Annotated in this window: 20 protein-coding genes; 17 read left to right on the top strand and 3 right to left on the bottom strand. The window is 49.9% G+C overall.

Annotated features, from left to right (window positions below; genetic code table 11):
• Window positions 1-35: 35 nt before the first annotated feature.
• The 17 genes from HP570_RS24135 (at window position 36) to HP570_RS24215 (ending at window position 20847) form a co-directional block, all read left to right on the top strand.
• Window positions 36-467, top strand: coding sequence for a phage tail protein (locus HP570_RS24135; protein ID WP_007721341.1), 432 nt, complete (start codon window positions 36-38; stop codon window positions 465-467).
• Window positions 468-555: 88 nt separating this feature from the next.
• A complete protein-coding gene (locus tag HP570_RS24140; RefSeq protein WP_007721338.1) occupies window positions 556-933 on the top strand; it encodes a hypothetical protein in 378 nt (125 codons plus the stop codon).
• The gene (locus HP570_RS24145; protein ID WP_015892461.1) at window positions 930-1121 is read left to right on the top strand and encodes a DUF6760 family protein; all 192 of its coding nucleotides are present in this window, start codon (window positions 930-932) and stop codon (window positions 1119-1121) included. Before HP570_RS24140 ends, HP570_RS24145 begins: the two co-directional genes overlap by 4 nt.
• Before the next feature lie 5 nt (window positions 1122-1126).
• On the top strand, window positions 1127-1591 hold the full coding sequence (locus HP570_RS24150) for a phage tail protein (protein WP_015892460.1): 465 nt from the start codon (window positions 1127-1129) through the stop codon (window positions 1589-1591).
• A gap of 33 nt (window positions 1592-1624) precedes the next feature.
• Window positions 1625-5599 carry a hypothetical protein gene (locus tag HP570_RS24155; RefSeq protein ID WP_173627429.1) on the top strand — a complete coding sequence of 1325 codons (3975 nt, stop codon included), beginning with the start codon at window positions 1625-1627 and terminating at the stop codon, window positions 5597-5599.
• 57 nt (window positions 5600-5656) lie between these two features.
• A complete protein-coding gene (locus HP570_RS24160) occupies window positions 5657-6292 on the top strand; it encodes a CIS tube protein (protein ID WP_087346442.1) in 636 nt (211 codons plus the stop codon).
• A 7-nt stretch (window positions 6293-6299) separates the two neighbouring features.
• On the top strand, window positions 6300-7415 hold the full coding sequence (locus HP570_RS24165) for a phage late control D family protein (protein ID WP_173627430.1): 1116 nt from the start codon (window positions 6300-6302) through the stop codon (window positions 7413-7415).
• A complete protein-coding gene (locus HP570_RS24170) occupies window positions 7412-8137 on the top strand; it encodes a phage baseplate assembly protein V (RefSeq protein WP_173627431.1) in 726 nt (241 codons plus the stop codon). Before HP570_RS24165 ends, HP570_RS24170 begins: the two co-directional genes overlap by 4 nt.
• A 16-nt stretch (window positions 8138-8153) precedes the next feature.
• Window positions 8154-8555: a GPW/gp25 family protein gene (locus tag HP570_RS24175; RefSeq protein ID WP_173627432.1), complete on the top strand. Its 402-nt coding sequence runs from the start codon at window positions 8154-8156 to the stop codon at window positions 8553-8555.
• Window positions 8556-8601: 46 nt separating this feature from the next.
• The gene (locus tag HP570_RS24180) at window positions 8602-11676 is read left to right on the top strand and encodes a putative baseplate assembly protein (RefSeq protein ID WP_173627433.1); all 3075 of its coding nucleotides are present in this window, start codon (window positions 8602-8604) and stop codon (window positions 11674-11676) included.
• Between the two features lie 17 nt (window positions 11677-11693).
• The gene (locus HP570_RS24185) at window positions 11694-13937 is read left to right on the top strand and encodes a putative baseplate assembly protein (RefSeq protein WP_173627434.1); all 2244 of its coding nucleotides are present in this window, start codon (window positions 11694-11696) and stop codon (window positions 13935-13937) included.
• A 33-nt stretch (window positions 13938-13970) separates the two neighbouring features.
• Entirely contained in the window at window positions 13971-16070 is a 2100-nt protein-coding gene (locus tag HP570_RS24190) for a phage tail protein (protein ID WP_217364811.1), read from the top strand.
• 36 nt (window positions 16071-16106) lie between these two features.
• The gene (locus HP570_RS24195; RefSeq protein WP_173627436.1) at window positions 16107-17744 is read left to right on the top strand and encodes a hypothetical protein; all 1638 of its coding nucleotides are present in this window, start codon (window positions 16107-16109) and stop codon (window positions 17742-17744) included.
• Between the two features lie 78 nt (window positions 17745-17822).
• Window positions 17823-18647, top strand: coding sequence for an aldo/keto reductase (locus tag HP570_RS24200; RefSeq protein WP_173627437.1), 825 nt, complete (start codon window positions 17823-17825; stop codon window positions 18645-18647).
• Window positions 18648-18833: 186 nt separating this feature from the next.
• Window positions 18834-19580: an IclR family transcriptional regulator gene (locus HP570_RS24205; protein ID WP_015892448.1), complete on the top strand. Its 747-nt coding sequence runs from the start codon at window positions 18834-18836 to the stop codon at window positions 19578-19580.
• A gap of 121 nt (window positions 19581-19701) precedes the next feature.
• Window positions 19702-20334: a TetR/AcrR family transcriptional regulator gene (locus HP570_RS24210; protein ID WP_064202158.1), complete on the top strand. Its 633-nt coding sequence runs from the start codon at window positions 19702-19704 to the stop codon at window positions 20332-20334.
• A gap of 9 nt (window positions 20335-20343) precedes the next feature.
• A complete protein-coding gene (locus HP570_RS24215; RefSeq protein ID WP_087346465.1) occupies window positions 20344-20847 on the top strand; it encodes a DUF4188 domain-containing protein in 504 nt (167 codons plus the stop codon).
• A gap of 84 nt (window positions 20848-20931) precedes the next feature.
• On the opposite strand, the gene HP570_RS24220 is transcribed toward HP570_RS24215, so the two are convergent.
• The 3 genes from HP570_RS24220 to acnA all read right to left on the bottom strand — a co-directional run bounded on the left by HP570_RS24220 (window position 20932) and on the right by acnA (window position 25406).
• Window positions 20932-21255 carry a DUF3892 domain-containing protein gene (locus HP570_RS24220; RefSeq protein WP_173627438.1) on the bottom strand — a complete coding sequence of 108 codons (324 nt, stop codon included), beginning with the start codon at window positions 21253-21255 and terminating at the stop codon, window positions 20932-20934.
• 63 nt (window positions 21256-21318) lie between these two features.
• The gene (gene alr, locus HP570_RS24225) at window positions 21319-22500 is read right to left on the bottom strand and encodes an alanine racemase (protein WP_173627439.1); all 1182 of its coding nucleotides are present in this window, start codon (window positions 22498-22500) and stop codon (window positions 21319-21321) included.
• A gap of 176 nt (window positions 22501-22676) precedes the next feature.
• Complete coding sequence (acnA, locus tag HP570_RS24230) at window positions 22677-25406, bottom strand: aconitate hydratase AcnA (RefSeq protein WP_015892441.1); 2730 nt, start codon at window positions 25404-25406, stop codon at window positions 22677-22679.
• Between the last annotated feature and the right edge of the window lie 264 nt (window positions 25407-25670).

Raw genomic sequence — 25670 nt, forward strand, 5'->3', positions numbered from 1 at the left:
CACGGGGAAAAACGATGTGAAGAAAGGGGTACAGTATGGCAGATCGCAAGGATCCATACCGCAAGTTTCGGTATCGGGTAGAGATGGACGGCATTCAGCAGGCAGGCTTCAGTGAGGTGTCGGGCTTTGACGCGTCTGTGGACGTAGTCGAGTATCGTGAAGGCAATGAGGTGATTACACCGCGTAAGCTCCCGGGCTTGGCGAAGTACGGGAACATCACGCTGAAATGGGGCGTGACAGATTCGATGGATTTGTACAACTGGATGCAGGACACCATCCAGGGCAAGGTCGCACGCAAAACGGTAACGATCATTGCCATTAACGAAGCCGGAGATGATGTCGCTACATGGAAGGTCATCGAAGCATGGCCGACCAAATACACGGCGCCTGATTTTAACGGTACGTCCTCAGAGGTAGCAATTGAGCAGTTGGAAATTGCTCATGAAGGAATGACACGCACGAAATAAGAGAAGATCCGAACGCCTAAGAGTGGCAAGGAAAAGAGGTTTTTCTTTGTCACTCTTGCTGGCCTAGGGTGATGAGGAGGATGACACCATGGCATTTAAAACGGAATACGAATTTGAGCTCCCGCGCGGCTATGTGGATGAAGAAGGAAACCTGCACAAGCGGGGCGTCATGCGCTTGGCGACGGCTGCCGATGAGATTTTGCCGATGCGTGACCCGCGTGTCCAGCAAAATCCCGGCTACTTGACGATTATTTTGCTGACGAGAGTGATTACCAAGCTGGGAGATGTACGGGGAATTGACACAAGAGTGGTGGAGCGGCTGTTTACGGCGGATCTCGCGTACCTGCAAAACCTGTACAGACAGATTAATGAATTGGACAGCTCGATGTTCAAGACATCTTGTCCGAAATGCGAGCATGAATTTCAGGTAGACATGGCTTTTTCAGGGGCGCTGGAGGGAGTATGAGTGGGTATCCCGTCGACAAGATCTATGAAGAAGCCGCCTTCATCGCCTACTATTTTCACTGGCCTCACGACGAGATCATGTCGATGGAACACAAGGAACGGCGGCGCTGGTGTGAAGAGATATCCGCGATCAATCGCAGGCAAAATGACGAACCCGAAAATGTTTTTGATGTGTTCAAGCGGAGGTGATTCTGGTGTTCGCCAATGAGAATCCGTTTTACACCAACCTCCGATTTCGTGTGGACTTTCTTCCGTTTGGATTGGAGATGGATGGTATCTGGGTCGCTGGTTTTAGTGAAGTGTCCGGATTGGCCGTCGAAACAGAGCTGGAGGAGTACCAAGAGGGTGGCGTGAACCATTTCGTTCACAAGCTGCCGAAACGCAGCAAATTTCCCAATCTCGTCTTCAAACGAGGGTTTGTGAGATCAAACGAGCTGTGGCGATGGTATGAGGAATTCCACTTTGGCCCGCCAGAAAAGCGCAAGCGCAAGCAAGGGGCAATCATTCTTATGGACGCAAACGGAAATGACGTGGGGGCTTGGGCATTTGAAGGGGCTTATCCGGTCAAGTGGGTTGGACCGGAGTTTCGGGCCACGCATGGAGAAGTAGCCGTTGAGACATTGGAAATCGTGCACCACGGCTTAAAATCGTATTTTTAAGCCTTATCCCGTCTGCAAGGAGCAAAAGAAACGATGATAACGATCAAGGCGCTCCCACTTTCGCGTCGTCCATCACTGCAGCCAAGGGCGTCCAGTCAAGGCTTTGCACAGAGCATCATGCAGAAGTATCGGCACGCGGAAGGTCGCGATCCCGGCTACCTCGCTTTGATCCATCGTGATTTTTCGCCGAGTATCGGAGGGCAGGAAAACCACTTTCATCAGACCTTCATTCATGTGCGCATGCAAGTACAAGTGGACTCCTACCTCGGATTGAATCGAGAAAGGTTGCCGAACGGACAGGCTGGCTTACCAGGATCAAAAGAGCGCGTAGTCATGACGCAAGCATCGGGATCAGGACGAAAAGTACGACCAGCTGCTTTTATACATGAGCTTTTTCAGAAGTGGGCGTCATCCAAAATAATCGAGAAGGTTTACCTGCCGCAGATCACGGTTGTCTCAAAGGGAAGAGATAGATATCGCTGGTCCAGCAATGTTCAATCTTCGGTTCAGCGAGGAAGCTCACTTGAGAAATGGCTGCCGCTGGGGCGGTTCAAAGAGCAGATACACCCGGCCGATTTTGCCTCGCCTCTTTTGAAAGCAATGGTTTCAGACAGCAAGGAAACCGTACGTGAAAGTTTTTGGACGCCTGAGACCTCCTATGTTTCGCCGGAATTATGGGTACACACGGCACGAATGGGTGATCCTGGTGAACTCAGGAGCTTGCACTATGAACGTGAACGGATACGGCTTGAATCAGCAGCAGGAGTAGATGCAATTTCGATTCCACGTCTCAGAGCGACGCGTTTTAATGAAGTCCGATTCGAACAATCTGGAGTTCGCTACTTTTTGCAGCTGATCCGCAAAGGAATGGAACCAGAGATGGGGACGCGGTTTTTTCCTGATTTGCTAAAAAGAGCAGAAGGACGGGCTGCGAGTACTTTCTTGGATCGCTCGGTGTGGACAGTGCAAGCCGGAATAGACGGTAGAGACATCACGAGACGAATCGTTCATGAAAGTGAAAATATTCATTGGTCTGTAGCTTCTCAGCAGACTGAACTTTGGGGTCGCTGGTGGAAAAACCTGAGTCTGCACTGGCAACAAAGTCGAGAAACACGGCTGCCAATGACGATGATCGCTCATCCACGTCTACATGTTTTACATTCGATTGTTTTCCCGAGAAGCCGTCAGCATCCGCAAGCAAAAAACGGGTGGATGCTAGAAACACTGTCGGACGTTTCTTTTATCCCATTGGAACAGAGGATACTTCAGAGCAATGAGCTTTCGAGGATGTTCTCGTTTTCTTTGCCTCGTATGCTTCATCGAGGGGATGCAGGTCGGTTTAAGCAGCTGTTCCATTTGGTTCAACGGTTTCCAAAGGCAGAAAGTGAACGTAGGCTAGCTGTGCTCGGTTCTCGACAGAGGTTGAAGCAGATAGAGAGCGGGCGGAAAGAACAGTCGAGTGCCTTGATGTATTGGTTGCGCCACTTTGTCATAAGTCTAAAGGCACAAGCAACCGCGCTTGCATCGCGGGTAGAGCAGAAGCAGCCGAATCGCATTACATTCCCCCCGTTGCAACTGCTTCCTTTCGAATCCAGCGCAACAAGGAATCAGCGGACATACGAGTTGCTTCAACAGCTGATATCACAGGAAGCCAGGTTGAACGAGATTGCTAGGGAGCAGTCCATTCGTTTGGAATCAAGCCATGAGCAAACTCATTTTGGCAAAACGAGCACCATCTCTGCCATGTTCCCTACTTCGTATCGGAAGCCTGACATGCTACAGCAAGAGTGGCGGACGGGTTTGTCCTTACACCTTTTACACTCCATGCAGGGGCTACCGTTCCCATTGCAATCAGCCCGTATCACAGCTAGCTCCCGAACAGTTCCGCTTCTCTCGCAGTCAGCTGTCAAAAAGTCGATCACTGGTTATTGGATTGAGAGCTTCCGGTCGGGCATTGATCCTGTTTTCTTTGAAAAACGAGGATGGTTGAACCAGCCGTGGATGAAGGAACATCTTGCAACTCATAACGAAATCGAGCGTGAGCCAGCTGGTATAGCAGTTACTGAACGGTTTGCATGGGAGCGCTTCGTGCCTGTCTTCCGTGTGAATCGCTTCGCGCCTATCTTCCACACAAATCGCCAACGCTGGCAAACGTTACAGAATCGTATCGTCAGTACTGCCCACCACAAGACGAACGGGAAGTCTGTGATGGAGTGGGTGCATTTTCAACAGATGGCGGCAAAACAGCTCAGAACAAGGGAGCTCCATACTACTAGATTTCATGCGCCAAGGAGCCTTCTATATGAGCCGGGGAAGCAATCTCTGTATCCTGCTGCAAGTACACCTGAAGGCGTCTCCCAACCATTTTTCCAGCCAGTTATTCATTTTCTGCAAAATAAGCACCTTTTTCAGATGTCATATGGAATGTTACGTCAGCTACTATCGTTTCAGGGTGGGAAGGACAAGCAGACAGATGTCGTCTTCTCTTTCGCCAAGAATCAAGAAAAGTTTAGTCTACCGGGACGAAAAGCGACGATCTCAATGGTACACGAGCATGAGCATCGTCCATTACGGCACGCCGTCTTCTTGAATAATGAGCGAAGCACAAGTCGATCACTCGTGCTTACTCGTCGTCATGATCAGGAGGCACTTTTCCTCAGGTTGAACCGCTTTGGTTCTGCAATGCTTCGTACTACAGAGTGGATTGGACCCGGTGGAGCAGATCATCAGCGATTGTACAACACGTCTGCGAAGCCGCTTTCTATGAGAGCGGACGTCTTTGACAGGGACTCATTGCGAGGGATAGCTGCTGGATGGAGTGTGGAACTAGGGCTTACGATCCTCATGCAAAAAAGCGCGAAGCTAGTGGCATTAAGCGAGTTTGCAAAGCTCGCATCAACAAGTGGGGTTGCAAAGCTAGGCACCGCAAGCACAAGTAGGAAAGCTCCGCCAAGCAATGAAAAGCAATCGAATGATCAGTCAAGGTCTCGCATGGGCGAAAGCAATCTATTACGAGAAAGCCGTCAATCTCGTGAAATCAGTCACTCTCGCTTCTTTCAGCAAACAGCTAGCTTGAGGACACGATTCCTTGCCCTACGTGTCCGTCCCTATCTTCAGGTCATGGAGCAAATCAGAAAAGCAATCCAGACTGATTTCCGGACGGAAGCATATGTACAGAACCATCATTCATTCTCGACTGTTTTGAAGCGTCACGATGCACAAATGGTTGTTCAGAAACAGTGGGGATTACCCCATAGCCCTGTGCATCAAAGCATGTTGGCGCCCGACAGTTTCATGCATGAGAGTGGAAGAAGTCGTGCAATAGAACTACAACAACGAAAAGATCGATTCAGCAGCTTGGAGTCATTATCTCACCACCATCCAATCAGTTCGGCTCCATTCTCGAGAGAAACATCTATTGATTTTGTCTTGGACAGACTGCATGCCAGACAACTTAGTCGCCGCAGACTTTTCCAACAAACCAACCATGATCAGACTCTGACAGTCAACCAGAAGACGCAGACGATCAATCGGTTAACGAGTGATAAGACACAGAGGATCGAGGTTCGAGACGCTAGGCTCATGTCGCTACAAAGACCAGGTCTATTCAATCTGAAGCCAACGGCAATGACGACGCAACTTCAGCTCCTGCAACGAATGCAACAAGCTCAAAGAAGACCCGGCGAATCCGAGCAGCGTTCCCTGGCCGAAAACGCAACCCATATTCATCGCCGAGCGTTACGCACAGCAGACAACCACACAAGCCCTGTTGCTACCGTTCAGTCGCCACCGTCCATGGAGTATTTGCGAAAAAGCATCCCTCCTCAAGAAACCGCAGTGCCGCAGGCGACAACACTTCCACCCCAGCGACAAGTCGATCTACACGTGCAAGAGAGGACTGGGAATCAGACCTCGTTATCCCCACAAGAGGTGGATCGATTGATGGATAAAATGATGAAGGAGCTGGACAAGCGCCTCACGCAAGAGCGGCAGCGACGAGGTCTATAGCAAAAAATTTCCGTACTCACAGACGACTATTTCTTCGATAAAGAGAGGCAAAAGCCAATGATGGGTCAGGAGAAAAAGGCCAAAATTTTAGTGGATCGCAACGGGCAAGGTGACTTCAAGGAGAGTATTTCCGTTCTCTTTAACCCTTCGGAATACAAGGTCGATGCTTCCAACAACTACTCGTGGCAAAAGATATTGGGGCAATCGGTACCAGTCGGGATGTTCACGAGCGGTGATATCGAGACATTATCGGTCGACTTGTTTTTTGATACATACGAGGCTGGAGTGGATGTGCGTGCATTCACAAATCAGGTGCTGGGACTGATGGCCGTAGAAAAGAAAATCAGTACGCCGCCCCTATGCAAATTCGTCTGGGATAGCTTTCAATTCACCGGTGTTGTTGAAAAGGTTTCGCAGCGGTTTACGATGTTTCTCGATCAAGGTACACCGGTACGAGCTACGTTAGGCGTCACCTTTAAAGGCACGAGCGTGAAAAAGTCCGCGGACGATATCGGGACTGCAAGAGAAAAGGTCGCACAACAAATGGTCAACCAAGGAGACCAGCTGCACTTGATGGCGTATCGCTCGTACAATGATGCGTCGAAATGGCGTAACATTGCGAACGCCAATCAGATCGACAATCCTAGACTTCTAAAACCGGCTACTACCCTACATGTGCCACTAGTGAGGTGACGAAGGCATGAGCGAATTAAAATTGACGACAGACCGCCATTCCTTCGATGACCTGCGCCAAACATACAACAACTTTCATTCCCCAGCCTTGGAAATACTCGTTGGAGGAAAAAAGCTCATCAGCCAGGTAGGTGTCGCCATTACTAAAGCAACGATCAACTCTAGCCTAGAAGGTAAAGCAGATACGTTCTCGTTTTCGGTAACCAATGCTTTTGATACGGCAGCGTGGGAGTTCCGTTGGGTAGATGACTTTTTGGTTCCTGGCAATGAAATTGAAATTCAGCTGGGCTATGGAACCGAGCTATCCAGCCTCTTTTACGGACATATTACAGCCGTTTCGTTTTCATGCGAGGAGACGCCTACCATAACGGTAAAAGGGATGGACAAATCGTTCCTGCTTATGGTCGATAACAAGTCTACCGCTTGGAATAAAAAGAAATACAGCGATGTCGTGAAAGAGCTGGGACAAAAATACGGCTTATCGACGCATGTGGATGATACGGTTCAGACAATCGAGACCATTACCAAGACGGTGTCCGAGACTGACTTTCAGTTTATCAATCGTCTTGCGAAAATTTGTAACTACGACTTTTTTATCGTCGGGAAGAACTTGTATTTCCGTAAGCCACTGAGCAACATGACGCCGGTCCTTACCTTGATTTGGGGAGTTTCGTTGCGCAGCTTTTCCGTCGATGTCAACATTGCTTCTCAAGCCTCCTCCTATACGGTGCGATGGGTAGACAAGGACAAAACAACGGTGCTTCAGGAAGCGAAAGCAACGAGCGCAGATATCGGGAAGCTCGGGACGAATTCGAAGACAAGCGCTGATCTGCTGCGAGCAATCGGTGATTATTTTGATAAATACGAGTCTACGAAAAAGCTGGACTCACCTGAGGAGATAAAAGCAGTCGCCAAGGCACGCCTGAATCAACTCGCCATGAACCTTCTCGACGGCAACTGTGAGGCCATTGGTCTGCCAGAAATCCGTGCTGGCCGTTATATCACACTAGAGGGCATGGGGAAAAAGCTGAGTCAGCCTTATTACATCACATCTGTTACACACACCATCAATGTGGCATCTGGCTATGTCACGACGTTTCAAGTGAAGGGAAATACGATATGAGCTTTGATCATTGGTTCTACCAGGATGAAATCACAGAAGAAGAACGGGCAAGGATCCACGGTGTCATTGTCGGCATTGTGACGAACAACGAAGACCCGGAAAAGCTCTCGCGTGTAAAGCTGAAGCTGCCACTGGTGGATAACGAGCGGGAGACAGATTGGGTGCGGATTGCCACGCTTTTTGCAGGAAAAGATCGCGGCAGCCTGTTTATTCCGGAGGTAGGCGACGAGGTGCTGGTCGCTTTTCATTGGGGAGATGTACGCGAGCCATTTGTGATCGGGATGTTATGGAATAAGGAAAACAAAGGCCCGGAAATGGCGGAGAAAAACAACATCCGAAAAATCACGACCCGAGCAGGCCATGAAGTGATTTTTGACGATGATCCCAATGACGGGAAGATCACGATTGCCACGAAAAAAGGACAACAGGTGGAGCTGTCGGACAAGGATGAGAGTATTGTGCTGACGGAGAGCAGCGGAAACAACCAAATCTCCATTAAAGGCGGCAGCGCCAATGAAGTTACGGTGAAGAGCGGCTCAAGTACGATTACGTTGAATGCAAAAGGGCAAGTGACCATTCAGTCAGACACATCACTGACAATCAAGTCCACCCAGCTAAATCTGGAGGCGCAGGGAGCCATGTCGATTAAAGCAGGAGCGTCCCTGAACATCAAATCTGACGGTATTGTTGCCATCAACGGTTCGGTGATCAAATTGAATTAATTCAAGGGGGGATTCCATGCAGCAGCCATTCGGTGAAAAAGGATGGAAGTTCCCTATTCAGGTGGATCAGGCTACAGGCCGTATTCGTTTGTCCGACTACGAGGATGACATCGCAGAAGCCATTCGCATCATTCTTTCCACAGCAAAGGGTGAGCGTGTGATGCGACCGAAATTCGGGAGCGGATTGCAAGGCTTCATGTTTGATGGCACGGACGGAACGAGCCTGGCTTTGCTCCAGTCGGACATCGCAGAAGCGATCATGATCTGGGAACCACGTGTGCGGGATGTGCAGGTGGAGGCGAAGGTCGACAAGACTCATTCCGAAACGGTGAACGTTACGATTAGTTATACCGTACGTGCGACAAACAAAGGGTATCATCTGTTGTATCCAGTCCATCGTCTCGGTCCACATGGATAGCGCAAGAATCACAGTCGCGTGAAAAAAAGGAAGGGAGGTGGGTAATGTGAAGCCACCTTTGGTCGATCCGCGGGATATGCAGGCAGTCATCCGAAAAATGCGCGAAATGGTGCCCTTCTACACACCGGAGTGGCGCTTCACGCCAGAAGATCCTGATTCAGGTACGGCTTTATTTCTCCTTTTCGCAGACATGCTGATGAATAATCGTGAGCGTTTAAATCAAGTCCCGGAGCGAAATTTTATCGCTTTTCTCAATATGCTTGGTGTCGGAATGGCTCAGGCAAGACCGGCAGAAACCTTTTTGGCATTTGAGTTGAGTACGGGCGTGCAAAAGCCAGTGTGGATTCCGGCGGGCACAAAAGTTTCGGGGAAGTCTGCCCTTGGCGATGAAGTGGTTTTTGAAACCGATCAGTCTATGCTGGCTACCCCCTCTCTCCCAACGGACCTGTTGTTTTGCAATGGCAGTCGAGACTTTTTAACAGATGCAACGAGTTGGCTTGGAACAAATGGACCGCTCCCTCTCTTTGACTGCAAGGCTTTGCCTAACCAGCAGGAGCATTGTTGGTATTTGGGGCATGAGGACTTGTTTTGTTTAGGAGATCGTGCTTCGATTCAGCTCACGATGGTTTCCAATCAGGAACACTACCTGGAATCTTTGCTGACAGAGAAGCTAGCGAATCCCGAACTGGTCGAGTGGACGTATCTGTCAGAGGGCGAATGGGTTTTGTTCGACAAGATCGAGGCTGATCAAAATCGGCTGCGCTTGGAAAAAACGCAGCGGAAAAAATGGGAGTCTAGTCAAGTGCAAGGAATCGAAAACCGTTGGCTCCGCTGTAGAGTGAAGCCAGGCATGATTCATGAGTGGATGAAAAATGGCGGGAGCACCTCTCTGACCCAAATCCAGATGAAGACGGATTATTTGCCGACAGATGATCCGGAGGGCCTTGCACCCGACATGCTTTTCTCCAATGATGTGCAGGTTTCTGGGACTGGTTGCCTTGCGTTTGGCGAGCAGCTCTCACCGTATGGCATGTTTTTTTTGTCCTGTGAAGAGGCGTTGACGAAGCCGGGAAGTACGGTTGCCCTGCGTTTTCGGATGAAGACAGTGCCTTATCCTGCAACGCATCTATCACAACCGGAACCGAAATGGAAATGGATCATGAAGGAATCTTCCTTTGCCCCTCCTGCGACAACACCCGTCACGGTCAGCAAGGTGGTATGGGAATACTGGAATGGCAGCGGATGGATGGTGCTTCTGTCAGGGGACGACCGTGAGAAGCTGTTTGCCAGAACTGATTCAGATGAGGAGATTGTGGTTGCCTTTACGTGTCCAGGTGATTTGCAGCCGACAACCGTGCAATCCCAGTATGGTTATTGGATTCGTGTAAGAATTCTTCAAGTGGAAGGCTTATATGGCCCGAATCCTGTATACATGGCCCCGTGGCTGGAAGATATGCGCCTGACTTACTCGTACAGCGACTCGCTGCATGAGCCCGAAGCGATTCTCACACAGAACGACTTGGATTGGCATCAACTTGTCGGTACAGGCAATCATCAGGCTAGCTTCCAGCCGTTTTTACCGTCCGAATGCTTGCATCCCGCCGTCTACTTTGGATTTGAGCAGCCGCCATTACAAGGACCGCTCTCTTTCTACTTTCCTTTTCTACCAATGGAAGAATCCCCAGGGGCTGCTCCGATTGTGCAATGGGAATACAAGCGAGGAGATAGAGGTGCGACGACTTGGGCCAAGCTGCAAACGATTGATCAGACCGCTGGTTTTACGGAAAGCGGTACCGTACGTTTTGCTGGTCCTTTTGATATGGAAAAAAGCAAAATGTTTGAACGGGAGCGTTATTGGATTCGCGCCGTCAACGTAGACAATCGTCTGGGAGGAGTCGCTTCGGATGCACGACACCCCGTGCTAAGTGGCTTTTATCCGAATACGATACGAGCCATTCAACAGGAGACGATTCGCAATGAAATGGCAGAGCGGATAGCAGAGGGACCACAAGCCGAGTACAGACTGATTCGACATCCCGTCATGGACGAAGAGGTATGGGTAGATGAAACAGGCTTCTTTTTGCCGAGTGAACGAAAGAGCTGGCTGGAGCATCCAGAAAATCGGGTGGAGATTCTCTACGATTCTGAAGGGAACGAGCAAAAATGCTGGGTTCTGTGGCAGCGAGTTGAGCATCTGCACGATTCAGGCCCGGATGATCGCCATTACTGCTTGGAGAGTGCTAGCGGAAAAATTTTGTTTGGCGATGGCCGACACGGTAGGGAGCTTCCTCAAACCGGACTCGGTTCCGTGAGGGTGACGTATAAGGTCGGAGGGGGAACAGCAGGAAATCTTTCAGCCGGGCAGTTGAATCAACTGGAACAATCGATTCCGTTCGTCCAAGCTGTCAGCAATCCGGTATCTGCGAGTGGAGGAAGTAATCGGGAATTGCTGAAGGAAGCTTTGCAGCGCGGTCCACAGACAATCAAGCATCGCTATCGAGCGGTGACGGCAGAAGATTTCGAATGGCTCGTCCGTGAAGCGCATCCGGGGATCGTCAAGGTGAAGTGTTTGCCGAATCGGAACAGCCGCCTGCAAAAAGAAGCAGGGCATGTCACTGTGATCGTATTGCCCGCAGCGGGATGCTTCGGCACACCATTTTTGGAGCTTCGGCGTTCTGTCACGAACTACTTGCTGACACATGCGGCAGCGACGATAGCCTCTCCCGAACGGATTCATGTCAGGGAGCCTGTTTACTTGGAAATTGCGGTGACAGCAGAGCTGGCAGTGGGGGCTTTGGACGAAATCGTTGAGGTAGAGCTGGAGACACTTAGCAAGCTCGCGCGATTCCTTGACCCGATATCGGGAAATCTGCACGGTGGGGGCTGGGAAATAGGCCAGCGTGTGCACCCTTCGCTCTTGTTTGCCTTGTTGAAATCCGTAAAGGGCGTCCGCTTTGTGGATCATCTGACCTTGGCTGTATTTCGAACGGAAAATGGGCAACGAAAGGAAATGCTCGCTTCTGAATACGAAACGATCGTACATGGGATTGTCACAGAGGGTGCGCATCGAATCAGCGTCCGCGTTCACGAAGGCCAGGCTGCCTACCCACCCAAACATTGAAAAAGGAAGTGTGCGCTATGCTTCCATCCAAGAATCTGGATGATCGCTACTTTGAGGAGATCGTCGAACAAGCAAAAAACGCGATCCCCAAGCTGCAGCCAGAGTGGGGTGATCACCGTCATCACGATCCTGGCATTACGCTTTTGGAGATGTTCGCGTGGTTGATGGAAATGCAGCAATACTATCTCAACCGGATCACGGAAAAGAATGAACGCAAATTTTTGCAGCTCATGGGTGTACACCCAAAGAACCAGTCATGTGCGACGACGGATGTAACGTTTTTCGACGTGTCAGAAGAAGCGATCCTTCCGGAGAAGACGAGATTGTTCGCGGGGAATCTTCCTTTCGAGACGGAACATTCGCTTGTTCTGGTACCAGCCAACCTGGAGCGTGTTCTGGTTCATACAGAAAGCGGGACGGCGGATGTGAGTTCATCCAATGCGCATACTGGTGTTTCCTACTACGCATTCGGCCAGGAACCAAAGATAGGGAACAAGATTTACTTAGGCTTTGATCGGCCACTGCCAGTAGGGAAGGCAGTCTCGATTGGATTGCGCCTGTTTGAAGACTATCCTGTCCCAATCGCCCCACTTACGCCCACAGCGCTTTTCGTTCCATCGGCTAGTCTCGAGTGGGAGTACTATGGACAGGACGAACCAACGCAAGAAACGGGATGGAGTCCGTTACCACTAGTCTCGGATGAAACGATGAATCTATCCTTTTCGGGACGTGTCCTGATCGAGCTGGAAGGGACAATGAAGCCGCTCATGCTTTACCCCGCCAATGATCGCCCTCGATTCTGGCTCTGTGCGACATTGCGTGCAGGTCGATTCGAATTGGCTCCTCGCCTGGAAAAAATCGAGTTGAATACCGTGAGTGTCATCCAACGAGAAACCTTTAGTCAAGTGTGGGAGTTCGATGGAACGGGGCAAGCAGATCAGACGATCGTCCTTTCCAGTTCGCTATCGTATGAAGGCACTGTGGAGGTTCAATGCAAAAAGGGACAACATTGGCAAAGTGGATGGGATCAAGATGAACCAGACCAAGCCGATACAGGCGTATTTTCGTTTCGCGTTTCGCGTGACCTAGTACAGGGCACCACGATGATTGGATTTGGAGGTGCAATGCCTGAAGGTCGCAGAAATATTCGGGTCATCGCCTATCGGATTGACTTTGCAGGGCAACGGTCCATTGGAGAAAGCAGTGGATTGCCACATCAAGTGTTTCGGTTGAACGTCCAATCGATCTTGCCAGAAACGTTTGTTATTCAGGTGGCGCGCCAGGTCGAAGGCAGTCCGTTTCCCGTCTGGGAAGACTGGTCGCTGGTCACTGATTTTGACCGATCAGGGCCACAGGACCGCCATTTTATGCTGATTGATGCGGACGGGACAGAAATTGCGTTTGGCAATAATGAGCACGGAGCCATTCCAGAAAGACTGGAAGGTATGGCGGGTATTCGGATCCTATCCTGTCAGTCAGGCCAAGGTGCGAAGGGGAATGTACAAGGAGGCCAAATTACCCGATTCCTGCCACTCGTCCGGCAGCAAACCACCGCGCAGGTGACGAATCCACGTCCAGCCAGTGGGGGAAGCGAGCGCGAAACAATTGATCAAGCCAAGCGCAGAATGAGAATGGAAGGGAAAAAACCGCAGCGGGCCGTTACAGCAGAAGACTATGAGGCCCTCGCTCTCTCGACACCCGGATTGCGAGTAGCCCGCGCGAAGGCAATCCCCCTGTACAAAGTAGGGGCGACGGGAGCTTCCGAGCAAAACGCAGCGGCTCAAACGACCGTCGTCATTGTCCCATTTAGCGATCAGCCGACACCACTGCCAAGTGAAGGTTTCCTGCGGACTGTTCGCCACCAATTGGAACAGCGAAGGCTGCTGACGACAGAGGTCCATGTGGCTGCTCCAGCTTATATCAAGGTGACCGTTTTTGCGACAATTGTGGTGGAGTCTGCGTTTGTAGACAAAAAACAGATGGTGCTACAGGCATTGCAGCGATATTTGACACCTTTGGATCTACACAATTCTTCGAGTCAACAAGGAAAAGGCTGGGAATTTGGTCGGCCTGTTTATAAAAGCGATCTCTACGAGGTATTAAACCAGATCGAGGGTGTGCTGTACGTAACGGATTTGTGGGTTTCCGCAGAGGGCACAGGCATCGTCAGAGATGAAGGCGGCGATATACAGATTCCGCGCCATGGTCTGGTGTACTCAGGAGAGCATGTTTTGGAGCTCGTTTTGGATAGAGATAGATAGACGGGAACAAACGGAGGAGTGGGCGTGGATACAATGAATCGTTTCTTTTCCCTGAACAATCCGTCCGATTGGCAGCGGGGGATCTGGTATAACCTTCACGTCTCCAACGAGGGGATTGTGCTGAACAAATCGCCCGAATATGTGATCGATCATGTGCATCAGGCTGGGACGACACATCACTCTCGACTCTTGGATTTTGCCATGGCACGCGTTGGCTCATTGCTTTGGCTGGATGAAAGCGGACATATCACGCATTATGATGACGGCAACAACTTCAAGGAGACTGTGTTTCGCGCTGGACGGGGGTTGTTTTCCAAAGACTCGTTTCTCGTCGCTGACGATGAATACGTGTATATCCTCGACCCCGAAGCAAGGCGAAAAGTCGGTGCGTATTCCATAGCCAACGGCCAGTGCGTTTGGAGCTGGGAGGAGGGGGAGGAACAGCGGCTTTTTCCTTTGGATGCAGGGCTGGATGAAGAAGGACGTCTTTACATCACGACACCTGTGCTCGTAGATCAAGATAACGAACGGAAGGAAATCGCGGCGGGAACACAAGTCGTCGTCCTTCGGCTGAATCGGACAGGAAAAGTGGACGCTACATACGCGCATGAGGAATTGAGAGTAAAAGAGACAGCTACACTCCGTGAGATCAGGCGAAGAAGGTTGTTTCGCCTGTCTGTTGCCGAACCGGGCAAGGCCTATCTTTTTTGGGCACAGACGAATCAAGTGTTTCGGTTCTCTTCGGAAGGCGCCGATGTGTGCACACTGGCGATCCCGTCAGGCACCAAGCCCGCGGGATTTGCAGTGGGTCCAGGTCCCATTCTCTATGTGGGTGATCGGCGTTCCATCGATTCGGCTCATGATCATACCCGATTCATTTTACGTTTTCAACCAACGGGGGAAGCACTTGCGCCGTTGACCAACTACCACGGCCGAGCAGACAAGCTCGTTTTTGATAACCAGCAACGACTGTATGTTTGGGACGCGCAGAAAAATGTTCTGACGATGATGAGACTCGTCTCCCGAACGTCCAATCTGGATGCGACGGGAATACCGATGGGCATCTACTTCTCTCGTGCATTGGATAGCACGGAATATGAAACAGTGTGGCATAAATTCACGCTGGAAGCAGACATACCGGAAGAAACACAGTTACTCATCTCGACGTTTTCTTCTGATCGAAAAGAGCATGTGATTGATGGAGCCGTCCGCAATCTGGATGACGTTTTGCTGGCACCCGACATGGACTGGAGAACCAAGCTGCAAAGGACCGCCAATCTATGGTCAGAGCCGGTAATCAACGCTTCGGATGCGCTGTTTCATTCCGCAAAAGGCCGCTATCTATGGCTCAAAATCGAATGGCTTGGAACGGACCGCCATTCCCCGTTGCTCAGGCAAATGAGGATATATTCGCCGCGCGACACATTTTTGCGTTATTTACCAGCGACTTATCAAAGTGAACCTGCCAGTGCTAATTTTTTGGAGCGCTTCCTCTCCCTTTTCGGGACGTTTTACTTGGAGCTGGAGGAACAGATTGATACCATTTCACGGTTGTTCGATCCTGATACGACACCGGGAGAGTTCGTCCCTTGGCTCGCTTCTTGGTTGGGGATGGGCAGGGATGAGCATTGGACAGAAGCACAGCGACGAGAGCTGATTCGTCGCGCACCGGAGCTATACGCTGAGCGGGGCACTCGTGCGGGATTGGAAAAGATGGTACAGCTGTATACCGGGGAGCGCCCGATGATCGTGGAGTATTTTCAAATCAGGGACATGAAGGCGATCCCGGAGCTACACGAGCTAATCTCTTCCTTGTACATGGATCATCCGTATCAGTTTTGTCTGATTGTTTCGCAGGAATGCGCGACAACAGAGCGGGAGCAGTCGGTTTTGCAAAAGATTTTGGAAGATCAAACGCCTGCTTTTACAGAGGCAAAGCTCATCGTTCTGCGCCCGGGCATCTACGCCGACCTCCATAGCTACGTGGGGATTAATTCTTATTTGACGGAGCCGTCGTTCCTTACGCTTGATCAAAATTTGTCTATTCCATACAACACGGTGCTAAGTGGGAAGGACCGCAGTAGACGAATCGATTATGACACGAGGATTGGGCTGGATGCAGAGCTGGAGTAAGAAGCCGAGATTTATACGCAAAGTGAGGTGTTCGAGATGAAGAATCTGCGTTATTTTCCACATGAACGGAATGTGTATTTCAAAGGGAAGCTGTTAACCGTCCGAGATTTCGAATCAGAACAGCGCTATTTCAATGACAAGCGTCGACTCACCAATCGGCTGCTTCACGGGGGTGGGGTGGTATGCGGTTTGCAAGTGATCGCTGTAGACGAAAAGCAGATTTCGGTCGAGGCTGGGGTTGCTCTTGATTATCTCGGGAGGGAAATTGTGCTTCCTGAACCGGTGAAGCTGAAGCTGTCCATGATGGAAGGCTTTAGCAACAACGATTACGCAAAAAATGTGTACGTCTGCTTGGCCTATGATGAAAAAGGGAAAGAACAGGTCTTCTCCGTCTCCGAAACCGTCGAGCAGGAAATGGCTGAATACAACCGGGTCGCAGAAGGATATCGGCTTTTTATCAAAGAAGAGGCACCGCATCCTGCATCCATCGAAGGGGTACAACTGGTAGAGCAAAGAGTGCTGCTCTATGCAGATCCACAGGTGCGCATTTGGCAGGCAACTCCGCGATACGTCAATCCGGGTGAAGTATTTTCCTTGCAGTTGCACATTGAGAAGACGGTACAAACGTCACGCGTGCAATTCGAATACAAGCTGGATGCACTAGGGCTAACGGTCTTGGAAAGCAGTGACGGTAGCGTATCCTTCTTAGAGCCTGTTGACGGGAAAGAGACCGATTATGTCGTCTCCATTCCGCTCAAGGCTGGCTGGGATCGCGGTACGGTAGAGCTGGCGGTGCTGGGTGGCAAGGCAGAGGTTCGACTCGGGGATCGCTTGGTGCATACCGATCTCGTTTCTGTAGGGAAAATCGAAATCACGCCAGACGATCTGGTAGAGCGGCTCGTATCCGATTACTACAATCGCAAGCTGGATCATGTGACACAAGCGAACGAACAGCCTTTTCTATATTTGGCAAAAGTATGCTTGCTGCAAATGAATGCGACCTATGTGATTGAGAAGGTTGTTCCTGTTCCGTTTGGGGAGTACGTGTATACGCCAGCGCTTTTGCAAAAGCTTGCGTTGCGTGGACAGAAGGGAAGGCCAGTCGAGCAAGGCTCCCATGCGGATTCCTTTCGGGTGACTACGCGAGTGAAAGAAATCGCGGCAACTGATAAGCCGCAGTTCGATGTGAGCTACGATAATCTGGGGTCTGTCTACCAGTTTGAGCTGGGTCTGCCCCGACCAGGAAAGGCAAATGAACAAGTAGCAACGGGCGTGGTAGAAATACCAATTGATCCATACTCCTCCAACTGGCCGTTTGGAGTCAAGATCGGCAATCGTTATTTTTCTGAGGAGCTCAAGCATTCTCTCGGAAAAGGGAATGTGTATGTCAGTGCAGGAATCGAGGATTTTCATGCAGATGTGATCGATGAGTTGCTTTCCCAGCATGAGCAAGTGATGTACGGGCATACCAGTGTTTTTGATGATTCGGAGTATGTGACAGATGCAGCGCAGTTTGCCGTAGGGGTCATCGTTTATCCGCAGAAAGGAACGTTTCGAATCGGCGTCCAGGTGAAGGGACCTGTACAGACAGATCGGGCGAGGATCAGGTGGTGGGCGATCAAACCGCTGGTAGAGGGGACAGAAGATATAGTGATACAAGATTCGGAAGAGTAGCAAGGTTTGCTCCATTTTGTATTTATGTTACACTTTCTTAATGTAAGTACATATCAGCGATAGACGGGAGGAGATCCAATGGCAACACATATCACAGATCATTCCGTTTTGAACAACGGGGTGAAGATGCCCTGGCTGGGTCTGGGTGTCTGGAAGGCAAAAGACGGAAACGAAACGTTGGCCGTCCGATCCGCGATTGAGGCGGGTTATCGCAGTATAGACACGGCAGCTATCTACGGCAACGAAGCCGGCGTAGGCGAAGGAATCCGTCAAGCCGGGATTGATCGCGACCAATTGTTCATCACGACCAAGGTGTGGAATGCGGATCAAGGCTACGAGTCAACGCTGAAGGCTTTTGATGAAAGTATGAAAAAGTTGGGTACCGATACGCTGGATTTGTACCTGATTCACTGGCCGGTAAAAGGCAAGTATGTAGATACATGGAGAGCCTTGGAAAAGCTATACCGCGATGGATATGTACGTGCGATTGGCGTCAGTAATTTTCATAGCCACCACCTCGAGGATTTGCGCCAACATAGCGAGATCATTCCAGTTGTCAACCAAGTCGAGTATCATCCCTTGCTTACCCAAAAAGAGTTGCATGCGTATTGCAAAGAGCACCATATTCAACTAGAAGCATGGAGCCCGTTGATGCAAGGAAATCTCGATCATCCTCTCTTGGTAGAATTGGGACAAAAATACGGCAAGTCTCCTGCGCAAATTGTGCTTCGCTGGGATTTGGAAAACCAAGTGGTGACCATTCCGAAGTCGATCACACCAGAGCGGATTCGGCAGAACGCAGATGTTTTTGATTTCACCCTCAGCACAGAGGATGTAGAAAAAATCACTGCCCTAAATGACAACAAGCGTTTTGGGCCAGACCCCGATCATTTTGATTTTTAAAGGGAAAAAATAACATAAAAAAGGGAAGCCGTAACAGGTCGGCTGCCCTTTTTTCTTTCCATTCTGTAAGCTGACAATCGGATTCGCTCTTTACTATGCTTTATTTTTTCGTATACTGAAAAGTAGCATATTCGTTTCATCAGATGAAACGATCGGAACAAAGTAGGAAGCGGGTGTCAAACACTTATGGAAGAAGAACAAAAAGCAAACGTTCGAGCAGTCGATCGGGCTTTGGATATCCTGCTCTGTTTTACAGACGCGACGGATCTGGGCCTGAGTGAGATAGCGAGTCGACTCTCCTTGCATAAAAGTACCGTGCATCGTTTGCTGGCAACGCTGGAGAACAAAGGGTTTCTGATACGAGATGTCCAGACGGAGAAGTATCGACTTGGGTTTCGAGTTTGGGAGTTATCCGCCAATTTGTCGCAAAACGATGATCCAGCGACATTGCTGCTGCCGGAGATGGAGCGATTGCGGGATTTGGTGGAGGAAACGATCAGTCTGTATGTGCGGGATGGAAACGAGCGGATACGCGTACAGGCAGTCCAAAGCAAGCAGCCGATTCGCAGGGTGGCGCCAATTGGAGCGCGTATGCCACTCGCGGTGGGAGCATCGAGCAAGGTACTCGTTGCTTACGCAGAACCTTTCATTTTGCAGGAAGTCATCAGCGATCCGAATTGGCCTGACTTTGTGAACAAGGAGTCTTTCATTGAGCAATTGGATCAAATCAGGAAGCAAGGCTTCGCGACTAGCGTGGAGGAACGGGAGCTGGGGACAGCAGCCGTAGCCGTCCCGATATTCAACCGCAACGGACAATTGGTAGCGTCTATTGCAGCGTCGGGTCCATCCAACCGCCTGACTCCTGAAAAAATGAGCCAATATGCGCCGTACATCATGGAAGCAGCCTATCGGATGGGAAAAATGATGAAATAACGAAGAAGCCAGCACACCGCCACGGATGTGCTGGTTTTTGTTACTCAAATAAAAAACTTTACTTTAGTTAATTTATATACTATGATAAACACAAGTAGAAATAGGAAAAAAGGAGTCCAAGATGGCAGAAGCATTAACCCTACGTGAGAAAAAGAAAGCCAAAACCAAATTCGCCCTTCTGGACGCTGCCTTGGAGCTAATAGGCGACGGGAGCTTCCGAAATGTACTGGTGGATGACATTTGCGAACGAGCAGAGGTGTCGAAGGTCACATTCTTTAAATTTTTCCCGCAAAAGGAAGAGCTCTTGGTTTATTACATGAGCATTTGGCAAGCAGAGTGTTTCATTGAGCTGCAGAGTACTGCCAAGAGAGGCTGGGAAGCGGTGCGGCATATTTTTGCCAAGGTTACGAGCGATGGTGTGAAGCAGCCGGGGATCATGCTTAGCCTTATCAGCTTTTTAGCCGAGCAAAAAATGCACCCGAGTGTCCCGCTTCTATCTGATGCCGAATTGCATTTGCGCTTCCCCGCACATGAGGAGAGAGAAGCCATTAGAGCTACTGATCTGCATCAGCTTTTCCAAAAGTGCGTGCAAGAAGCAGCCGAGGATGGTCAGCTGGCCCTTCACCTTTCGGAGGAGGAAGCCGTTATTTTGCTATTCTCGATGTTTTACGGAGCTTATCTAACGGCTCATTTGTTTCATGTGTCTGATTATATGGCGTGTTACGAACTGCATCTCAAATCATTGATAAGGTAGGGGAGTCGGATGGCAAAAGTAGTTCCGGGGCGTTTTACAGCACAAATGGAAGGATCTTTCGTCGTATTTATCATCGGGATGCGAATCAACCGTATGCTTGCGGTTCACAAGTGGATGCCAGTAGCCAATGCGATGGGAGGTATGATGCGAGAGTTGTATCAGCACCCGGAGCTCGGATTATTGGGGCACACTTCGCATTTTAATCTGCGTGAAATCACCCTAATCCAGTACTGGCGATCCTATGAGCATCTGGAAAATTACGCGAGAAAAAACCACAATCATTTGAGCGCGTGGAGGAAGTTCAACCAAGCGGTAGGAACGGATGGAACGGTTGGGATCTTTCACGAGACGTACTTGGTCGATGCAGGAAAATACGAATGCCTATACGGAAATATGCCTGTCTGGGGATTGGCCAAGGCGGGTGAGCATCTACCGGCTGTGGGAAAAAGGGAGACGGCACGCCGCCGTTTGGGCGGTGAGAACGAGCCAGCGCTTCCTACTCCTACTCAATAAGAGAAGATACCTCGGAAGCAATTACATTCTGTCGCAAACAAGCACAAGGTCGCCCCGCATCTGCTGTGGGCGACCCTTTTGCCTTTAAAAGTCAGGCAGGCGATCCAAATTGTTTTCCTTGATGCCGTCTGGCTCACTCCGCAGAATGTCTCTCCCATACTTGTGAAACACGTCTACATGAGCCAGCTTGCCAGCCTTTGCATCGTTGAGTGCGGTGATATAGTCGAGCTCTCGGCCAGTGTCCGTTTTAAAGGCGATCAAGTCTCCATCTTCGTTTTTCCTGACGGCGACGATTTGCTCTTTTCCGGTATTCGTCAGCGGACTGTTATTTTCATTTTCCTGGATCGCCTGTTGTTCTCCGGCATTTTTGTACGATTCATAAATTTGTTCAAAGTTTCGTTGATCCATGTATCATCCCTCCTCATCAGTAGGGTGCCTAAAATGGGGGAGAACATGTATTCGTTTTGGCATTTACCCTTCCGGCAACAGATGAGAGATTTCTACAACCACCCCTTTTTCTAAAAAGAGGCGCGGGATGCGATTACTGAGGGTGGCAACGACTTCATAATTGATCGTTCCGAGCATTTCGGCAATCTCATCGACAGGGATCTCGCGGTTTCCTTGCTTGCCATAAATCACGACTTCATCGCCTTGCTTTCCACTACCTTCTCCCAAGCTGACCATCATCTGATCCATTGTCACTCGCCCTGCGATTGGCAAACGTCTGCCTCGATACAGAACAAATCCCCGGTTAGAGAGAGCACGCGAATACCCGTCGGCATAACCGATTGGAACCGTCCCGATGACCTCTCCGCGTTTTGCTATGTAGGTAGCGCCATAACTGATGGTAAACGGCGGCGTCAGCATTGTCTTCACATAGGAAAAGCGCGATTTCAAGCTGAGAGCCGGAACGAGCTTGACGCGATTGAGTTGGCGGATATAAGCGGATGGGTACAGCCCATACATGCCGATTCCGAGGCGGATCATATCGGCGCTGTATTCGGGAAAAGCAATGGTAGCGGCGGTGTTGCACATGTGGACGGTTGGAAGCTCGAAGCCTCGTTCCTTCAGATAACGAAGATACTGAACAAACAACTCGTGCTGCGCTTTGGTCAATGTGTGATCCGGTTCATCCGCAGTGGAAAAATGGGTGAAGATTCCGGTCCATGCAAGTGAAGAGCTTGACGTTAAGGCCGTCACGACTGAAAGCAACGCAGATTTTGTCCGTACGCCCAAACGACCCATACCTGTATCGATGTTGATATGGATGTTTAGACGATTAGTGAAAGCTGTTGATTTGATTATTTTATCGGCTTTTTTGATCCAATCGGTCTGGAAGGCAGACAGCTCAATATTCCAGGCAATCGCCTCTTTGACACGTGAAAGAGGTGTGAATCCCAGCACGAGTATAGGGGCTACAATTCCCGCCTTTCGCAAGACGATGCCTTCTTCCAGAATGGCGACAGCGAGGGAAGTAGCCCCGTACTCAAGGGCATGGCGAGCTACTCCGACAGAACCATGGCCATAGGCATTCGCTTTTACAACCGCCATGATTTTCGTCTGTTTAGGAATATGCCGGCGCATCGCCTGAATGTTTTTCTTGATAGCATCGAGATTTACCTCAATCCAGGTTTCGCGAAACAACTGATTCATCACGAATCCCTCCCTTTTTCTGGGAAACAATCCCTCCTTCATGCGTATTCATCGCATCTTCCACTTAAGCGTGGCCTATCAGGAAGGGAACGTAAAAAGAGCAGACCGCCGAATACTCGGAGTCTGCTCTTTTTGTTGGGTGGGTGCTGATACGAACTTATTTTTTATTCGTTTGCTTACGCGTTTACTGGTTTGCCTTCATCCAGCAATTGACGGAGAACCGTTTGCAGGATACCACCATTGCGGTAGTAGTCTACGTCTACCATGGAATCGAGGCGCACGATTACTTCGAATTCGAAAGTGCTTCCGTCTTTCTTCGTTGCTTCCACTTTTACGCGTTGACCAGGTTGAACATCATCGGAGAGACCCACAATGTTGAAGGACTCAGTACCGTCGATGCCGAGGGACTTCCAGCTTTGGTCACCAGCAAATTGCAGAGGCAGAACGCCCATACCAACCAGGTTAGCGCGGTGGATACGCTCGAAGCTCTCAGCGATAACTGCTTTGATACCCAAGAGGAATGTACCTTTTGCTGCCCAGTCACGGGAAGAACCAGTACCGTACTCTTTACCAGCCAGTACAACGAGTGGAGTACCGTCTGCTTGATACTTCATGGAAGCATCATAGATGGACATTACTTCGTCAGTTGGCAAGTATTTGGTTACGCCGCCCTCAGTTCCAGGAGCTACTTGGTTGCGGATACGGATGTTTGCAAATGTACCGCGCATCATTACATCGTGGCTACCACGACGAGCACCGTAGGAGTTGAAGTCTTTGCGCTCTACGCCGTTTGCTTGCAGATACAGACCTGCTGGGCTAGTTGGCGAGATGTTACCCGCTGGGGAGATATGGTCAGTTGTCACAGAATCACCGAAGAGTGCGATGGTGTTCGCTGCTTTGATGTCTGCGATCTTAGCGATTTCTCCAGCAAGGTTTTGGAAGAATGGCGGTTCTTGGATGTACGTGGATTTTTCATCCCACTCGTACAGGTCGCCAGTTGGAACGTCGATTTTGTTCCAAGCTTCGTTTTGCGTGAACACTTGGCCGTACTCAGCGCGGAACAGAGCAGGATTCATCGCTTTGTCCATTGCAGCTGCGATCTCTTGTGGAGATGGCCAGATGTCTTTCAAGAATACAGGTTGACCGTCTTTGCCAGTGCCGATTGGCTCTGTAGTCAGGTCGATATCTACAGTACCTGCCAGTGCATAGGCGATAACCAATGGAGGAGAAGCGAGGTAGTTCGCTTTTACCTGTGCATGGATACGACCTTCGAAGTTACGGTTACCGGAGAGTACCGCTGCAACTGTCAGATCTTCGTCTGCGATAGCTTTGCTGGTTTCCTCTGGCAATGGACCGGAGTTACCGATGCAAGTGGTGCAACCATAACCTACTACGTTGAATCCGATAGCATCCAAGGAGTCGATCAGACCAGCGTCAGTCAGGTATTGTGTAACTACGCGGGAACCTGGAGCCAGGGAGCTTTTTACGAAAGCAGGCTTTTTCAGGCCTTTTTCCACAGCTTTTTTCGCCAGGATACCAGCACCCAGCATTACGCTAGGATTTGATGTATTGGTACAGGAAGTGATCGCTGCGATTACAACCGCACCCGTTTTCAGCGTAGCTTTTTCACCGTTTGGATAAGCAACTGGTGCGCTAGCTGCGATTTTCTCTTCAGAGAGACCAAATCCGCCTTTTTCGATCGGCGTACGGAGGCTGTTATTGAAGGATTCCTTCATAGCAGTCAGTTCTACGCGGTCTTGAGGACGTTTTGGACCAGCCAAGCTAGGTACGACTGTGGACAGATCCAGTTCCAATGTTTCGGAGAATACTGGGTCAACAGTCTCGTCAGTACGGAAGAGGCCTTGTGCTTTGGTGTAAGTTTCAACCAAGGAGATGAGGTCTTCTTCACGACCAGTTTGACGCATGTAGTTGAGTGTTTCAGCATCTACTGGGAAGAAGCCCATTGTAGCGCCGTACTCAGGTGCCATGTTTGCTACGGTAGCGCGGTCAGCCAGCGAGATGTTGGACAGGCCTGGTCCGTAGAACTCCACGAATTTACCTACAACGCCTTTTTTACGCAGCATTTGCGTAACAGTCAGAGCGAGGTCAGTTGCAGTTGCACCAGCATTCAGTGTGCCAGTCAGTTTGAAACCAACTACTTCTGGCGTTACGAAATACAGAGGTTGGCCGAGCATTCCTGCTTCTGCCTCGATACCACCAACACCCCATCCAAGAACACCAAGACCGTTGATCATAGTGGTGTGGGAGTCAGTACCTACGAGAGAGTCAGGGAAAGCAACCAATTCGCCATCTACTTCACGAGTAGCGATTACAGTTGCGAGGTACTCCAAGTTTACTTGGTGAACGATACCAGTAGCTGGAGGAACCGCACGGAAGTTGTCAAACGCAGTTTGTGCCCAACGCAGGAAGCGGTAGCGCTCTTGGTTGCGTTCGAATTCCAATTTCATGTTGTTGTCCAGAGCGGACGCGTTACCGAAATCGTCAACCATGACGGAGTGGTCGATAACGAGGTCAACTGGAACCAATGGGTTGATTCGTTTTGGATCTCCACCAGCGCGCTTCATCGCGATGCGCATCGCTGCCAAGTCAACTACAGCCGGTACACCGGTGAAGTCTTGCAGAACGATACGAGCTGGCATGAGAGGAACTTCTTGGTTTTCGTCGCGGCCTTTTGTCCAGGTCGCCAATTGTTGTACGTGTTCTTTGGTGATCGCACGGCCGTCGAACTGACGTACAGCAGCCTCGAGCAGAACTTTAATGGAGAACGGCAGTTTGGAAACATCGCCCAATCCTTGTTCTTCCAACCCTTGCAGGCGATAATAAGCAAAAGACTTGTCGCCTACTTGCAGGGATGACTTTACTTTGTAAGCATCTTTGTTAGCCAATGTATACAACCTCCCTATAATATCTTGGAGTTTCATCTGGTGAAACGCTGTTTCGTTTCTTCATTACGAACCTATTATATACGATTTGTTTCCCGGCTTCTACCCCAAATTCATCATTTATATACAAAAATCACAGGTAAAGAAAATTGGATCAGAAACGTCTTCTTATTAGAAAGAAGATAATTGCACGCACTTCAATATTATCCCGTTTATATTTCGTTTACATTCATGCAGTATCTTATCACTTGTAAGTGAAAATGAGGA

It is taken from the genome of Brevibacillus sp. RS1.1 (genome assembly GCF_013284365.1).
In the GTDB taxonomy this organism is placed as follows: Bacteria; Bacillota; Bacilli; order Brevibacillales; family Brevibacillaceae; genus Brevibacillus; species Brevibacillus brevis_D.

Coding starts and splice junctions, on each gene's coding strand:
- HP570_RS24185 (WP_173627434.1), top strand. CDS start 11,694: ATGCTTCCATCCAAGAATCTGGATGATCGCTACTTTGAGGAGATCGTC.
- HP570_RS24200 (WP_173627437.1), top strand. CDS start 17,823: ATGGCAACACATATCACAGATCATTCCGTTTTGAACAACGGGGTGAAG.
- HP570_RS24220 (WP_173627438.1), bottom strand. CDS start 21,255: ATGGATCAACGAAACTTTGAACAAATTTATGAATCGTACAAAAATGCC.
- HP570_RS24145 (WP_015892461.1), top strand. CDS start 930: ATGAGTGGGTATCCCGTCGACAAGATCTATGAAGAAGCCGCCTTCATC.
- alr (WP_173627439.1), bottom strand. CDS start 22,500: ATGAATCAGTTGTTTCGCGAAACCTGGATTGAGGTAAATCTCGATGCT.
- HP570_RS24160 (WP_087346442.1), top strand. CDS start 5,657: ATGATGGGTCAGGAGAAAAAGGCCAAAATTTTAGTGGATCGCAACGGG.
- HP570_RS24175 (WP_173627432.1), top strand. CDS start 8,154: ATGCAGCAGCCATTCGGTGAAAAAGGATGGAAGTTCCCTATTCAGGTG.
- HP570_RS24210 (WP_064202158.1), top strand. CDS start 19,702: ATGGCAGAAGCATTAACCCTACGTGAGAAAAAGAAAGCCAAAACCAAA.
- HP570_RS24205 (WP_015892448.1), top strand. CDS start 18,834: ATGGAAGAAGAACAAAAAGCAAACGTTCGAGCAGTCGATCGGGCTTTG.
- HP570_RS24165 (WP_173627430.1), top strand. CDS start 6,300: ATGAGCGAATTAAAATTGACGACAGACCGCCATTCCTTCGATGACCTG.
- HP570_RS24215 (WP_087346465.1), top strand. CDS start 20,344: ATGGCAAAAGTAGTTCCGGGGCGTTTTACAGCACAAATGGAAGGATCT.
- HP570_RS24195 (WP_173627436.1), top strand. CDS start 16,107: ATGAAGAATCTGCGTTATTTTCCACATGAACGGAATGTGTATTTCAAA.
- HP570_RS24155 (WP_173627429.1), top strand. CDS start 1,625: ATGATAACGATCAAGGCGCTCCCACTTTCGCGTCGTCCATCACTGCAG.
- HP570_RS24170 (WP_173627431.1), top strand. CDS start 7,412: ATGAGCTTTGATCATTGGTTCTACCAGGATGAAATCACAGAAGAAGAA.
- HP570_RS24140 (WP_007721338.1), top strand. CDS start 556: ATGGCATTTAAAACGGAATACGAATTTGAGCTCCCGCGCGGCTATGTG.
- HP570_RS24190 (WP_217364811.1), top strand. CDS start 13,971: ATGAATCGTTTCTTTTCCCTGAACAATCCGTCCGATTGGCAGCGGGGG.
- HP570_RS24135 (WP_007721341.1), top strand. CDS start 36: ATGGCAGATCGCAAGGATCCATACCGCAAGTTTCGGTATCGGGTAGAG.